Below are 14,393 nucleotides of genomic sequence, written 5' to 3' on the forward strand. Positions count from 1 at the left end.
CTGGACTCCCGCACCTTGGCGAGCCGTTCCGCGTCGCCCTTCTTCTCGAGCGCCGACTCCAGCTCGTAGTTGCGGTCGAAGTGGTCCTCCAGCGGGCGCTTGTTGCGCCCGGTGACCATCAGGACGTCGTCGAGCCCCGCCGACACGGCCTCCTCGACCACGTACTGGATCGCCGGCTTGTCGACGACCGGCAGCATCTCCTTGGGCGTGGCCTTGGTGGCCGGCAGGAACCGGGTGCCGAGGCCCGCCGCCGGGATGACGGCCTTCGTCACGGCGGGGCGGGGAACCATGTGGTGCTCGTCTCTCTCGTTCTGCATGTCTCAGGCGCCGATGAGACCGCGCTCACCGGTCGGCTGAAGCGGGATGTGCGCGGCGGCGATGGCGGCCGGCGAGGGCGCCGGGGTGCGCTCGTCCAGGGGCAGCACCTCGGGGGTGGGCTCCTGGCCGAGGAACAGCCGCCGTACGACGCGCTCGGCGGCGTTGCCGTCGTCGAACTGCACGAACCGCTCACGGAACGCGGACCGCAGCTCCGCGGCCCGGTCGCTCTGCCAGGCGCCGGAACGGAAGACCTCGATCAGCTCGTCCTCGGTGGTCGCGGTCGCGCCCGGGGTCTCGCCCGGCTTGCCGGAGAGGATGTCGAAGTAGACACCGCGGGCCTTGCGGTAGACCTCCCAGTCGTCGGCGTAGGTGACGATCGGGCGGTCGAGGCAGGCGTAGTCGAACATGATCGAGGAGTAGTCCGTGATCAGCGCGTCGGCGGCCAGGCAGAGGTCCTCCACCACCGGGTAGCGCGACACGTCCTTGATCAGGCCCCGCTCCTGGAGCACGGCCAGCCGCGGGTCGGCGCCGTAGAAGTAGTGGGTGCGGACCAGGACGACGTAGTCCGGGCCGAGTTCCCGGCAGAACCGCTCCAGGTCGATCCGGGGGACGTAGCCCTTCTGGTAGTCGCGCACGGTCGGGCAGTAGAGGATGGCCTTCTTGCCGTCCTCGATGCCCAGTTCACGGCGGATCCGCAGGACGTCGTCGCCGGTGGCGCGGAAGTAGACGTCGTTGCGCGGGTAGCCGTACTCGACCGCCTCGAAGGCGCAGGGGTACACCCGCTCCCAGATCTCCGTGGAGTGCTGGTTGGAGGTCAGGCTGAGGTCCCACTTGTCGGCTCGCTCCAGCATCTTGCCGAAGCTCATGCCCTTCGCCGCGGCGGGGTAGCGCTGCTGGTCGATGCCCATCTGCTTCAGCGGGGTGCCGTGGTGGGTCTGGAGGTGGACCTGCTCCGGGCGCTTCACGAAGTTGTTCGGGAAGTTGACGTTGTTGACGAGGTACTTGGCGCGCGCCATGACCTCCCAGTAGCGGGGCGAGTTCGCCACCACGTAGTCGACGCCCGCCGGGATGGTGTCCACCGCGTCGCGCTTCACGATCCACACGCCGTGGACGTTCGGGGCGAGTTCCTTGGCCTTGTGGTAGATGGCCGCGGGGTTGCAGGCGACACCGCGGTTCCAGTAGGCCGCGTAGACCGCGAGGTTCTCGTCGACCGGGCGGCGCAGGTGCAGCTGGTACAGGCGGTTGTAGGCCGCCTTGCCGATCTTGGTCTTGACCTTGGTGGCCCGCTTGATCACCTGGCGGCGGGTGTTGCCGGCGGCCGTCACCGCCGCGTACGCGGTGTAGGAGCCGCGCTCCAGCAGCTGGAACCGGACGCCCTGCGAGCCCTCCGGCAGCACGAAGCCCTTCGGCTTGTAGCGCTTGTAGTTGGCGGCCGCCAGCTTGAAGAACTCCGCGCGGTCCTTGGGGACGATGCGGTCCTCACGGGCCAGGGTGAACAGGTAGTGGCTGGCCGCGCGCTCGAACAGCAGGGCCCGCACCGGCTCCAGGTGGGGGCGCTCGTCGAGGAACTCGAAGAGACGGGCGTACTGCTCGAAGATGCCGAAGTGCTTGCGGCCCGGCGTCCGCATGGAGTTGCCCTGGCGGCGCTGGCGGTACTCGACGCAGACGTGGTCGGTGGCGGCGATGCGCTCCGCGGTCAGCATGGTCTTGTAGACCATGAGCGCGTCTTCGTAGATGCCGTCGGTGAAGGTGAAGTTGTGCTGGTCGACGTAGAACTCGCGGCGGTAGGCGCGGTTCCACACCACGGCGAACATCCCGAGGTACTCGGGCCGCTCCAGCGCCGTGAAGACGTCCGTGCCGGCGGCGGCGAGCATCTCGCCGGCCGCGCTCGCCTGGACGCGGTTGGTCCAGTAGGTGCGGACGTGGTTGAGGAGCAGGATGTCCGGGTTGCCGGTCACTTCGAGGCGCTCGGCGATCGCCTGGAGCGCGCCCTCGGCGAGGGTGTCGTCGCTGTCCAGGAACAGGATGTACTCGCCGCGGGCCTTCAGCGCACCGGCGTCACGGGCCTTGCCGATGCCCCGGTTCTCCTCGAAGTGCACCGGTATGACCCGGTTATCGAGGGCGGCGTACTCGTCGAGTATGCGGCCGCAGGCATCGGGGGAGTGGTCGTCGATGGCGACGATCTCGAAGTCCTCGAAGGACTGGGAGAGGATGGAATCCAAGCACGCGCGCAGATACCCCTGAACTTTATAAACAGGGACAACCACGCTTATTTTCGGCGAAGCGCTTCCATTCGCGAGGGGCATGCTTGGGGCTCCTGGACTGTCGGTCAGACGCAACCGCGCCCCGCTGGCTGGCCTGCGGGACGCGGACGCGAGAAGGCACAAGAAGTGCCAGGTTAACGTTGATTTAAGCGTACCCCAACGCGACCGGTGTGATGTTCTTACCCCACTCCGTCCGCCGCTGGTCAGCGCGGGTGTGGCAAGGCTCACCCCGGCTCACCCGGAGCTCACCCGGCACACCCGGAGCTCACCTCCGGCCCGCCCGGGCCGTACGCCTTGGTATCAGATCAGCGCGTCCTTGTAGTAAATGCTGGCCCGCTTGCTCTGGTCGGTGTCCGAGGTGTACGACGCGAAGCCGCTGCACAGCCGCACCGCCGACGGGTTGGCGGGGTCGGGGATCTGGATGGCCATGCCCTCGGGCTCCCGGTAGAGCAGGGAGTAGGCGGCCTTGGTGAGCTTCTGCTCCACGACCGAACCGGTGTTCCAGTCCACGGTGGTGATGAACGTGTTGCCGTCCGGCGAGACCGATCCGTTGCTGCCGTAGGCGGAACCGGCCAGCAAGTAGAGGTAGCTGCCGTAACTGGCGAACCCCTGGAAGACGTCGGTGTATCCGGGTTGCAGGTCGGCGGGCTGGGCGACGTCGGCGAGGGTGGTCCGGCCGCCCGACTTGAAGGCGGCGAGGTCGTAAAGCCGGAAGCGGAAGGCGCCGTTGACCCGGCAGCGGACCGCGAGCCGGTTGTTGACCGGGTCGATGGTGCAGGTGGTGCGGTCGACTCCGCTCTCCAGCGTGTACGGGGTGAGCGCGGGGGAGTCCGCGGTGAGCAACGTGCCGTTGGCGAACTTGAACCGGGCGAGCCGGTCGCCCCAGCCGGTGTAGGTGCCATCGGTGTTCGCGGAGCGGACGCTGTGCGTCTCGGTCCACAGATACGAGCCGGACGCGGTGGATTCGACGCCTATCTGCACGCCGTGTCCGAATCCGCGCAGATACATCGAGCCGAGAATGTTCCCGGAGAGGTCCAGCCGGGTCAGCACGAGGTCGCCGTTGGCCTCGCGGTCGGCGCCCGAGTACGTCTGCGTCTCTCCGGGGAGCGGGATTCCGCCGTCGACCAGCTGCACGATGAAGAGATGCCCGCGGGTGTTGTCGAAGGCGAAGGACTGGAGCACCCGGGTGCCGGTCAACTGCACTTCGCGCAGCAGCATGTCGGACGGGTCGGTCAGGTCGAACCGCTTGCTCGCGGTGACCGAGCCGGGCGTGGCGTCGTCCTGCCGGGCGGAGGTCCGCCGGGCGTGCGAGACGGCCTCGGCGGCGCCGACGGCGACGAGGGGAACGGCCGCCGCGCCGGCGATGGCGCCTCCTGTGCGCAGAAAGCGTCTGCGATCGAGCATGGTGACGGAAGCCCCCTGGGTGAGAAAAGAAAAAGCGCCAATGTCCGAGTTGGCTGGATTGCTGGCCGGTAATTAAAGCACCTGGGAATCGATTGCGGTAGAGACGACGGAATCGAATGTTCCGTTGGTCATGGCAGCGCAAAGCTTCCCTCAAGCGGCCCTGGAATTTGGTGGATAGCGATCCACTTTGCCCGGTATTGGCGCGATTAAAGATCTGGTTAGTCTCCCGCCTACGCGTGATCGCTATGCGTCGGCCTTGTGATGCCTTCGTGTCGCGGCACGCTCTTTTTGACCGTTTTGGGGTCGATTTTCGGCCAGATGGGTGGGGCGTTGTGATACCTGCGTCGTACAGACGCGGCTTCGTCGTGACGGTCTCCAGTGCGTTGTTGTCCGCTCTCCTGTCCGCCCCTGCCTTCGCCGCGTCGGTTGCCGTGGCGAAGCCCAAGGACAGGACCGTGAGCGTGTCGGCACGCAAGGGCGACAAGGTGCCTGAGCAGCAGGCGGAGCCGACCATGACCAAGGCGCCGAAGGTGACCTGGCCCAAGGGGGTGAGCGCCCGGGTGCACCTCGCTGAGGCCCGGTCCGGGCACTCCCTGGCCGTGTCGCCCTCGGGCGCCGTCGTCGACGCCTCGGCCGGCGGCGCCGCGGCCAAGGCCGCCGTGGTGGCGGTGCGGACCCCGACGGCGGCCCAGGTCCGCACCGCGGGTCTGCCGCCGCAGACGGCGTTCGCCCTCGGCCAGAAGCCCGCCAAGGACGCCCTCACCGGCGGCCGGGACTTCACCCCGTCCGGCTCCACGCCCGGCGACGTCGACGTGCAGGTCCTGGACCGCAAGACGATCAAGTCGATCGGCGGCGTGGGCATGGCGCTCCGCCTGACCCGCAAGGACCACAAGCCCGCCCCCGGGCCGGTCGGCGTCACCATCGACTACAACGCCTTCAAGTACGCCTACGGCGGTGACTTCGCCTCCCGGCTGCGCCTGGTGCAGATGCCCGCGTGCGCGCTCACCACGCCGAAGAAGCGCGGCTGCTCCCCGGACACCCGCCGCTACCTGCCCGTCCACAACGACGTGAAGTCCGGCAGGCTGACGGCGACCGTCTACGCCGACGCCGACCCGGCGACCACGGCGAGCACCCCGTCGTCCGGCATGATGGCGATGGCGGCCACCACCTCCACGGTGACGACGCTGACCACCGGCTCGTCCTCGGACGCGGGCGACTACCGGGCCTCCACGCTCAGCCCGACCGGCAAGTGGGACGTGTCGACCGGCTCCGGCGACTTCACCTACGACCTGCCCGTCACCCTGCCGAAGGCGCCCTTCGGCACCACGCCGGACCTGTCGCTGACGTACGACTCCCAGTCGGTGGACGGCCGCACCTCGGCGACGAACAACCAGGCGTCCTGGGCCGGCATGGGCTGGAATCTGGACGTCGGCTACATCCAGCGCGTCTACCGCAACTGCTCGCAGGACGTGAACAACACCGTCGGCGACCTGTGCTGGCAGTCCCCGAACCCCAGCACCGAGCCGGACGGCGCCGAGTACGTCATCAGCCTCAACGGCGTGAACTCGGCCCTCGTCCAGGACGGCAACGGCACCGGCTCCTACCACGTGCAGGACGACCCGGGCTGGCGCGTCCAGCACCTGAGCGGCGGCCACGGCGCCGACGACGAGTACTGGGTGATCTCCAGCCAGGACGGCATGCGCTACTACTTCGGCTGGGGCCGCGCCGAGCGCACCGGTGACGCGACCCACTCCGTGCTGACCGTCCCGGTGGCCGGCGACGACACCGGCGAGCCCTGCCACTCCACGTTCCCCGAGCCCTGCACCCAGGCCTGGCGCTGGAACCTGGACCGCGTGGTCGACCCCAACGAGGTCGAGAACGCCTACTTCTACGACAAGTTCGTCAACCACTACCGCTCGGTGATCAACACCGACCAGGCCCGCGCCTACGACGCGGGGAGCTACCTGACCCGCATCGAGTACGGCTGGGCCTCCCAGATCCCGAACGCGCTGCTGCCGGCCAAGGTCGAGCTGAGCCATGTGGGCCGCTGCGTGGAGCGGATGAGCGACGCCGACCCGCTGGGCAAGGAGCCCGCGGCCTGCCCGGGCATCTCCAGCAACCCCGACTCCTACCCCGACGTGCCCACCGACCTGATGTGCGACGGCACCTCGGCGGACAACTACTGCGCGGGCAAGACGTACTACCCCACGTTCTTCGGCACCGACATGCTGTGGGACATCAAGACCTACGTCAGCGACGACGGCGGCACCACGTGGGACCCGGCGATGCAGTACCAGATGAAGTACGGCCTGCCGAACCCCGACGGCACCGTCGGCAAGACCCTGTGGCTGGACTACGTCCAGCGCAAGGGCTACGGCGACGGCCCCGACCAGCGCCTGCCGGTGATCAACTTCAACGGTGAGTGGCTGGACAACCAGGTCGGCTCCTCCACCCTCAACTTCCGCCGGGTGAACAAGATCTACGGCGACCTGGGCTCGGTGACCAGCGTCACCTACGGCCAGCCGGACGCCTGCGACATCAACAACCTGCCCAGCGAGTCCTCCAACACCGAGGACTGCTTCTGGCAGAAGTGGACGCCCGAGGGCTCCTCCACCAACAAGACCGGCTGGTTCAAGAAGTACCTGGTCACCCAGGTCTCCGTGGACCCGGGCGTCGGCCAGGGCGCGAACTCCGACGGCGACCCGGTCATGACCACGACGTACCAGTACCACGGTGGCGCCGGCTGGCGGTACACCAACGACCCGCTGATCCCGGACTCCGACGAGACCTGGAACGACTGGCGCGGCTACCAGCAGGTCGAGGTCTTCTCCGGCACCAAGTCCAACGCCGCCTCCACCTACTACTGGCTCTACCGCGGCCTGGACGGCGACCGCACCTCCAAGACGGACTCCTCCGCCACCCGCAGCGTCTCGGTCACCGACGGCTACGGCACCTCCTGGACCGACTCCGCCTGGCTGGCCGGCCGGAACCTCGAGTACTCCAAGCGCGACGGCGACGGCAACTCGCACCAGCGCGTCCGCCAGGAGTACTGGGTCCACGACACCGCCCACTACGACGGCCTGCCCGACGCCCGCTTCGTGCGCGAGAGCAAGACCACGACGGACGATCTGACCTCCACGGGCTGGCGCGAGCACGTCGTCAACAACGAGTTCGACGACACCTCCTCCACCAGCACCACCTACGGTCTGCCCCTGCGCACCAACGACTGGGGCGAGGTCAACGTCGACGACAACCGCTGCACGACCTACGGCCGCGCCTACAACACGGCCAACTTCCCCAACTCGGACGTCAAGCGCTGGATGGTCTTCGAGGACGAGGAGCGCCACTACGCGGCGGACTGCGCCTCACGCGGCTCCGCCAACCAGGACTCGTACAAGGTCACCCTGTACGACGGCTCGACGTCGGTCGCGAACAACGACGCGGCCCTGGTGGACGGCAACCCCACGGAGAAGCAGGTCTACACCGACGCGAGCACCCACCGCTCGACCCGGTACGACTACGACGGCGCCGGCCGCGTCACCGCCTCCTACGACGGCAAGGGCCAGAAGACCACGACGGTCTACTCGCCGAACACGACCTGGCCGACCAGCGGCGTCACCGTCACCACGCCCGACCCGGACGGCGGCGGACCGGGCACCGCCGCGTCCTCGACCACCTACTCCTCCCGGCTGTGGGGGGTCCCGTACCGGATCCTCGACGCCAACGGCCACACCACCCGGATCGTCCTCGACTCCGTGGGCCGCACCAGCCAGGTGTTCAAGGCGACCGAGATCGGCAACTACCCCGACGGCAGCCCGTCGATGAAGTTCACCTACACGATCCCGACCGCGACCAACAGCGACGGGGTGCCCGACTCGGTCACCGGCCCGCCGCTGGTGACGTCGAGCGTCCTTCAGTCCGGGACGACGTACGTGAACTCCTACGCGTACTCCGACGGCCTCGGCCGCGCCCGCGAGACCCAGACGACGGCGCCGGACGGCACCGGCCGGGACGTGGTCTCCACCCGCTACGACACCTCCGGCAACGTCACCGGCGTCTCCACCGCCTTCTACAACTCCAGCGCGGCGGGCTCCGGGATGGTGCTGCCGACGGTGGCCGACCTGCCGTCGTACACCGACCCCGTCATCGACTGGGCGGGCCGCGCCACGCAGACCCAGATCCTGGTCAACGGCACGGTGCAGGCGACCGGTCACAGCCGTACGTACTACTACGGCGACCACACCACGACCGTCCCCGCCACCGGCGAGCGCAGCGACACCTACACGGACGTCTTCGGCCAGACCACCAAGGTGGTCCAGTACGGGCCGACCGGCCCGAGCAGCACGTCGTACACGTACACGCGCAGCGGCAAGCTGAAGACGATCACGGACGCCAAGGGCAACGTCACCACCTACGGCTACAACTGGGCCGGTGACCGGACCTCGGCGGTCGACCCCGACGCCGGATCGACCTCGACGACCTACGACGAGAACGGCAAGGAGAGCACCCAGACCGACAACGGCACCACGCTCACCTACCAGTACGACAACCTCCAGCGGCAGACGACCCTCTCGCAGGGCACGACCGTCCTGTCCAGGCTGGACTACGACACCGCCCCCGGCGGTGTGGGCCAGCTGGCCGCGTCGACCACGTACGCGAACGGCAAGGCGTACACCGAGAGCATCACCGGCTACGACGCCCGCGGCCGGATCACGGGCCGGAAGTACGTCATCCCGGACGACGGTTCCGGCCTGGCCGGCACCTACACCTTCGGCTACGGCTACGACCTCGCCAACCACATGACGTCGGTCAGCTACCCGCAGATCGGTGACGCGTCGGCCGGTCAGCTGCCCGCGGAGACGGTGACCACGACGTACTCGGCCCAGGGCCTGCCGTCCCAGGTCTCCTCGCCGCTGGCCACCTACCAGTCGAACATCGGCTACGACCGTCTCGGCCGCCTCAACGGCCGCGCGTTCGGCGCCGGCGGCTCGGACGCCACGGTGAACCGCGCCTACGCCTACAACGACACCGACGGCAGCGGCCTGCTGTCCAACATCAAGACCACCGTCACCAGCGGCAGCACCACCAGCACCGCGCAGGACGACACCTTCACGCGCGATCTGGGCGGCCAGGTCACCGGTGTCACCGACGGTGTGGCCAAGCAGAGCGAGTGCTTCACGTACGACGAGCTGAACCGGCTCGGCCACGCGTGGACCACCGAGGCCACCGACGGCTGCACCGGCGCGGCCACGCCCGACCTGAGCAGCAGCCTGGACCCGTACAACCAGTCGTACACCTATGACGAACTGGGCAACCTGATGTCCGTCACGGACACCACGGCGAGCGGGTCGACGACCAAGCAGTACGGCTACCCCGGTTACAGCGCCGACGGCACCACGTACACGGCGGGCCAGGCCCACCCGCACGCGGCGACCAAGGCCGGATCCGACAGCTTCGGCTACAACGCGGCGGGCCAGATGGAGACCCGCACGGTGAACGGCGTCAGCTCCACCATCGGCTGGGACGCCCAGAAGCGGGTCAGCCAGATCACGGTGCACAAGTCCACCGGCGACCAGGTGTCCGGCTACGTCTACGACCCGGCCGGCAACCTGCTGCTGCGCACCTCGCACGACGAGAACGTCCTCTACCTGGACGGCCATGAGCTGCACAAGGCCGCCGGCCAGGGCGTGAAGGCGACGCGGCTGTACTCCGCGGCCGGCACCACGGTCGCGCTGCGGGAGGGCGACGGCTCGGCGAACGGCAAGCTGACCTGGCTGGCGGACGACGCCCAGGCGTCCACGTCCCTGCTGATCGCCATGGGCGGAGCGGTGATCCGCCGCCGCTACACCCCGTTCGGCAAGCAGCGCAGCGTGGGCGGCACCCTGCCGTCCGACCTCGACCGGGGCTTCCTCGGCAAGCCGGAGGACGACAGCACCTCGCTGTCGATCCTCGGCGCGCGGATGTACGACCCGGCACTGGGCCGGTTCATCAGTCCCGACGAACTGATCAAGCCGTACGACCCCCAGGCGCTGAGCGGCTACAGCTACTCGGGCAACAACCCGGTCAACTACAGCGACCCGACCGGGCTGATGCACATGCCGGACTTCGACCCCCCGCAGCCCAAGGGCAGCTGGGCCCTGGTGGACACCGGGCCCGACGAGCCGCAGGGCAGCTGGGCCCTGGTGGACACCGGCTCGGTCGCGAAGCAGGACGCCATCCAGCAGGCCAAGGCGCTGATCAAGAAGCTCATCCCGACCATCAACACGTCCGTCCAGAACGCCATCACCCTGGCGCCGGGACAGATGGGCAAGGGCCCGGATCTGCTGGGTGCCATCAAGAAGATCGGCAACTACCTGGGGAGCTACACCAACACCACGGGTATCTGCGGCACCGCCGGTGCGGCGATCGCCTTCGGCAAGTCCCGCAGTATCTGTCTCGTCCGGACCACCTCGGCCAAGGGCAAGACGGCGTGGGCCTTCACCTACACCAAGGAGGACACGGTCGGTCCGAAGGCCGCAGCAGGTCTGAGCCTGAGCGGCCTGTTCAGCAACGCGGACTCGCTCAACGAGCTGCGCGGCATGGGGTCCGGCATCGACGGCCAGTTCGGTCCGTTCAGCGGTGGCTGGCGCGGCACGTACGCGACGAAGAACGCCCGCGGTGACACGGTGAATTCCTTCTCCGGCGGCTGGGGTCTCCAGATGGGACTCGGCGCGAGTTTCGGATCGGGAACCACCGGTATCACCAGAGTCGCCGACATGCCGAAGCTCGTGGGGTCGCTGACCCTCGGAAAGCTCTGGCACGCCCTCTGGTAGCCCTCCGGTAAAGGCATCGGCCGAATTCGCTGATCAATGAGATCCAGCCCCCTGTTCCCCCTGGTCGGGGGGGCAGGGGGCTGGTACGTTGTGCGGGTTCACCACCGACGGCCAGGGAGGATCCGCATGCCCGAGACCATCCGGATTCTCTGTTCCGCGGTCCCCGCTTTCTTCTTCTTTTTCGTGGCGATCGATTACCGCAACTTCGGGCTCCGGGTCTTCGATCTCCTGGAATCCATGACCTCGGCGGTACGGAATCCGAGAATGACGCCCGACCGGTTCAGGATCGTCGCCGGAATCGGGTCGCTCATCGGTTTCGGCGCGCTCGTCAACGACCTCGCCCACCTCTGACCGCCGGTCCGCCCTGTGGACCGTCCGGGCACGCTCCGTGCACATCGCGTAGATTGCTACGGCCACGCCCGACGGGACGTGGGCGCGAGGGTGGAGGGAAGCACGTGTCAGCGGCAAGGCATCAGGTCGCCAAGGCCCGCAGGATCGTCGTCAAGGTCGGCTCCTCCTCGCTGACCACCGCCGCCGGCGGCCTCGACGCCGACCGGGTCGACGCGCTCGTCGACGTCCTCGCCAAGAGCCGCAGCGGGGGAGAGCGGGAGATCGTCCTCGTCTCCTCCGGCGCCATCGCCGCCGGTCTCGCCCCCCTCGGGCTGCGCCGCCGGCCCAAGGACCTGGCCCGCCAGCAGGCCGCCGCCAGCGTCGGCCAGGGACTGCTCGTCGCCCGCTACACCGCCTCCTTCGCCCGCTACGGCGTCCGCGTCGGCCAGGTGCTGCTGACCAGCGACGACATGAGCCGCCGCGCCCACCACCGCAACGCCTCCCGCACCCTGGACAAGCTGCTGGCGATGGGCGCCCTCCCGATCGTCAACGAGAACGACACCGTTGCCACGGACGAGATCCGCTTCGGCGACAACGACCGTCTCGCCGCCCTCGTCGCCCACCTCGTCCACGCCGACCTGCTCGTCCTCCTCTCCGACGTCGACGGCGTCTACGACGGCGACCCCGGCAAGCCCGGCACCTCCCGGATCGCCGAGGTGCGCGGGCCCGAGGACCTGGCCGGCGTCGAGATCGGCAGCGCCGGCAAGGCCGGGGTCGGCACCGGCGGCATGGTCACCAAGGTCGAGGCCGCCCGGATCGCGGCCGCCGCCGGCATCCCGGTCGTCCTCACCAGCGCCGTGCACGCGGCCGACGCCCTGGGCGGCGGCGACACCGGCACCTGGTTCCACCCCACCGGCAAGCGCTCCGCCGACCGGCTGCTCTGGCTCCAGCACGCCTCCACCCCGCAGGGCGCGCTCACCCTGGACGACGGCGCGGTGGACGCGGTCGTCAAGCGCCGCAAGTCGCTGCTGCCCGCCGGAATCGCCGCCGTGGAGGGTGAGTTCAGCGCCGGCGACCCCGTCGAGCTGCGCGACGCGGCCGGTCACGCGGTGGCCCGGGGACTGGTCAGCTTCGACGCCAAGGAGATCCCCCGGCTGCTCGGGCGCTCCACCCGGGAGCTGGCCCGCGAGCTGGGACCGGCGTACGAACGCGAGGTCGTACACAGGGACGACCTGGTGCTGCTGCACTCGTAAACCGGGGCGTAACGACGGCCCCCGGTGGGGGACGTTCCGTAAAACCGCCCCACAAACCCATAGGGCCTGCTCAACTGAGAACTCAGGAACATGTTCCCGAGCGGTTGTGAAGGAGGCCGTCGTGAGACGAGTGCGCCCTGGGCAGGCGGCGTCCCGCGGTGCTCTGACGAGTGTCGCGGCCGGGGACGCCTACGACGAGCCCGTGGACCTGCCCCGCCTGTGGCATGTCACCCTCAGCGTCTCCGGCGAGCAGGTCCCGCTGGCGGAGCTGCGGCGGGCCCTGGAACAGCTCGCCCACGACCACCCCTTCCTGCTGACCAGCAGATACGCCACCGACCACGCGGAGATCCGGTACTGGGAAGAGGCCCGCGACCTGCACGACGCCGCCGCGGTGGCGCTGCGCCTGTGGGGCGAGCACCGGCACAGCGCCGGACTGCCGCCCTGGGAGATCGTCGGCCTGGAGGTCATCGACCGCGAGACCTACCACCAGCGCATCGCCAAGGGCTACGGACCGGCACCCGCGACCCCGGTGGGCGTGCACCCCTTCTGAGGGGTTTCGTCCCGTCTCGGGGTGTGGGACGGTCACCGGACCGCCCGCCCCGGCGCACTACCCTTCCCTCATGACCACGCTCTCGCCGTACGACTCGATGTCCCCGGTCACCCAGGCCGCGTACCGGGCCAAGGCCGCCGCCGCCGACCTCGCGCCGCTGCCGCGTGCCGTGAAGGACGACGCGCTGCTCGCGATCGCCGACGCCCTGGAGGTCCGGACCGCCGAGATCGTCGAGGCCAACGCCCAGGACGTGGCCAAGGCGCGGCAGAACGGCACCAGCGAGGCCATCGTCGACCGGCTCACCCTCACCCCCGAGCGGGTCCGCGCCATCGCCGCCGACGTCCGCGACGTCGCCAAGCTGCCCGACCCGGTCGGCGAGGTCGTCCGCGGCTCCACCCTGCCCAACGGCATCGACCTGCGCCAGGTCCGGGTCCCGCTCGGCGTCGTCGGCATCATCTACGAGGCCCGCCCCAACGTCACCGTCGACGCCGCCGTCCTCTGCCTGAAGTCCGGCAACGCGGTCCTGCTGCGCGGCTCCGCCTCCGCCTACGAGTCCAACACCGCCCTCGTCCGGGTGATCCGCGACGCCGTCGGCGGCGCCGGGCTGCCCGCCGACGCCGTCCAGCTGGTGCCCGGCGAGAGCCGCGACTCCGTCCGCGAGCTGATGCGCGCCCGCGGCCTGGTCGACGTGCTGATCCCGCGCGGCGGCGCCTCCCTCATCCAGACGGTGGTGAACGAGTCCACCGTCCCCGTGATCGAGACCGGCACCGGCAACTGCCATGTCTACGTCGACGCCCAGGCCGACATCGACACGGCGATCGAGATCCTGATCAACTCCAAGGCCCAGCGGGTCAGCGTCTGCAACGCCGCCGAGACCCTGCTGGTCCACCAGGACATCGCCGCCGAGTTCCTGCCCCGCGCCCTGGACGCCCTCGCCGAGGCCGGCGTCACCGTCCACGCCGACGAGCGGGTCATGGCCTACGGCAAGGACTCCAAGGCCACCGTGGTGGAGGCCACCACCGAGGACTGGGAGACCGAGTACCTCTCCTACGACATCGCCGCCGCCGTCGTCGACTCCCTGGACAAGGCCGTCGAGCACATCCGGCTGTGGACCTCCGGCCACACCGAGGCGATCGTCACCACCTCGCAGGCGGCCGCCCGCCGCTTCACCCAGCTGGTCGACTCGACCACCGTCGCCGTGAACGCCTCCACCCGGTTCACCGACGGCAGCCAGTTCGGCTTCGGCGCCGAGATCGGCATCTCCACCCAGAAGCTGCACGCCCGCGGCCCGATGGGCCTGCCGGAGCTGACCAGCACCAAGTACATCGTCACCGGCGACGGACACGTACGCCCCTGAGGTTTCACCCGCTCGGCCGTATGTCCGTAAAGGGCGGCACACGGCCGAAAAGGTGTCTCACCAGTCAGACGAACTTCCATACCGTCTGCCCAAATTGACCCCCCA

General features: G+C 69.2%; 8 protein-coding genes. 5 read left to right on the forward strand and 3 right to left on the reverse strand.

Going from position 1 to position 14,393, the window contains the following annotated elements; all coding sequences use genetic code 11:
* The 3 genes from ACZ5CZ_RS10945 to ACZ5CZ_RS10955 form a co-directional block, all read right to left on the reverse strand.
* On the reverse strand, window positions 1-290 hold a 290-nt coding region (locus ACZ5CZ_RS10945), incomplete at its 3' end, for a sugar phosphate nucleotidyltransferase (RefSeq protein ID WP_468942076.1).
* Between the two features lie 30 nt (window positions 291-320).
* On the reverse strand, window positions 321-2,624 hold the full coding sequence (locus ACZ5CZ_RS10950) for a bifunctional glycosyltransferase/CDP-glycerol:glycerophosphate glycerophosphotransferase (protein ID WP_468941446.1): 2,304 nt from the start codon (window positions 2,622-2,624) through the stop codon (window positions 321-323).
* Window positions 2,625-2,882: 258 nt separating this feature from the next.
* Window positions 2,883-3,986 (reverse strand): phage baseplate protein, encoded by a 1,104-nt coding sequence (locus ACZ5CZ_RS10955; RefSeq protein ID WP_385844587.1) that lies wholly within the window; start codon window positions 3,984-3,986, stop codon window positions 2,883-2,885.
* Window positions 3,987-4,441: 455 nt separating this feature from the next.
* Here ACZ5CZ_RS10955 and ACZ5CZ_RS10960 point away from each other — a divergent pair, with 455 nt between their 5' ends.
* The 5 genes from ACZ5CZ_RS10960 to ACZ5CZ_RS10980 all read left to right on the forward strand — a co-directional run bounded on the left by ACZ5CZ_RS10960 (window position 4,442) and on the right by ACZ5CZ_RS10980 (window position 14,288).
* Window positions 4,442-10,798 (forward strand): RHS repeat-associated core domain-containing protein, encoded by a 6,357-nt coding sequence (locus tag ACZ5CZ_RS10960; RefSeq protein ID WP_468941450.1) that lies wholly within the window; start codon window positions 4,442-4,444, stop codon window positions 10,796-10,798.
* Window positions 10,799-10,924: 126 nt separating this feature from the next.
* Window positions 10,925-11,149: a hypothetical protein gene (locus ACZ5CZ_RS10965; RefSeq protein ID WP_468941453.1), complete on the forward strand. Its 225-nt coding sequence runs from the start codon at window positions 10,925-10,927 to the stop codon at window positions 11,147-11,149.
* Between the two features lie 104 nt (window positions 11,150-11,253).
* Complete coding sequence (gene proB, locus ACZ5CZ_RS10970) at window positions 11,254-12,381, forward strand: glutamate 5-kinase (RefSeq protein ID WP_468941456.1); 1,128 nt, start codon at window positions 11,254-11,256, stop codon at window positions 12,379-12,381.
* A gap of 121 nt (window positions 12,382-12,502) precedes the next feature.
* Window positions 12,503-12,931 (forward strand): hypothetical protein, encoded by a 429-nt coding sequence (locus ACZ5CZ_RS10975; protein ID WP_385844593.1) that lies wholly within the window; start codon window positions 12,503-12,505, stop codon window positions 12,929-12,931.
* Window positions 12,932-13,001: 70 nt separating this feature from the next.
* On the forward strand, window positions 13,002-14,288 hold the full coding sequence (locus ACZ5CZ_RS10980) for a glutamate-5-semialdehyde dehydrogenase (RefSeq protein WP_385844595.1): 1,287 nt from the start codon (window positions 13,002-13,004) through the stop codon (window positions 14,286-14,288).
* Window positions 14,289-14,393: the final 105 nt, after the last annotated feature.

The organism is Streptomyces sp. NPDC031418, assembly GCF_055581605.1.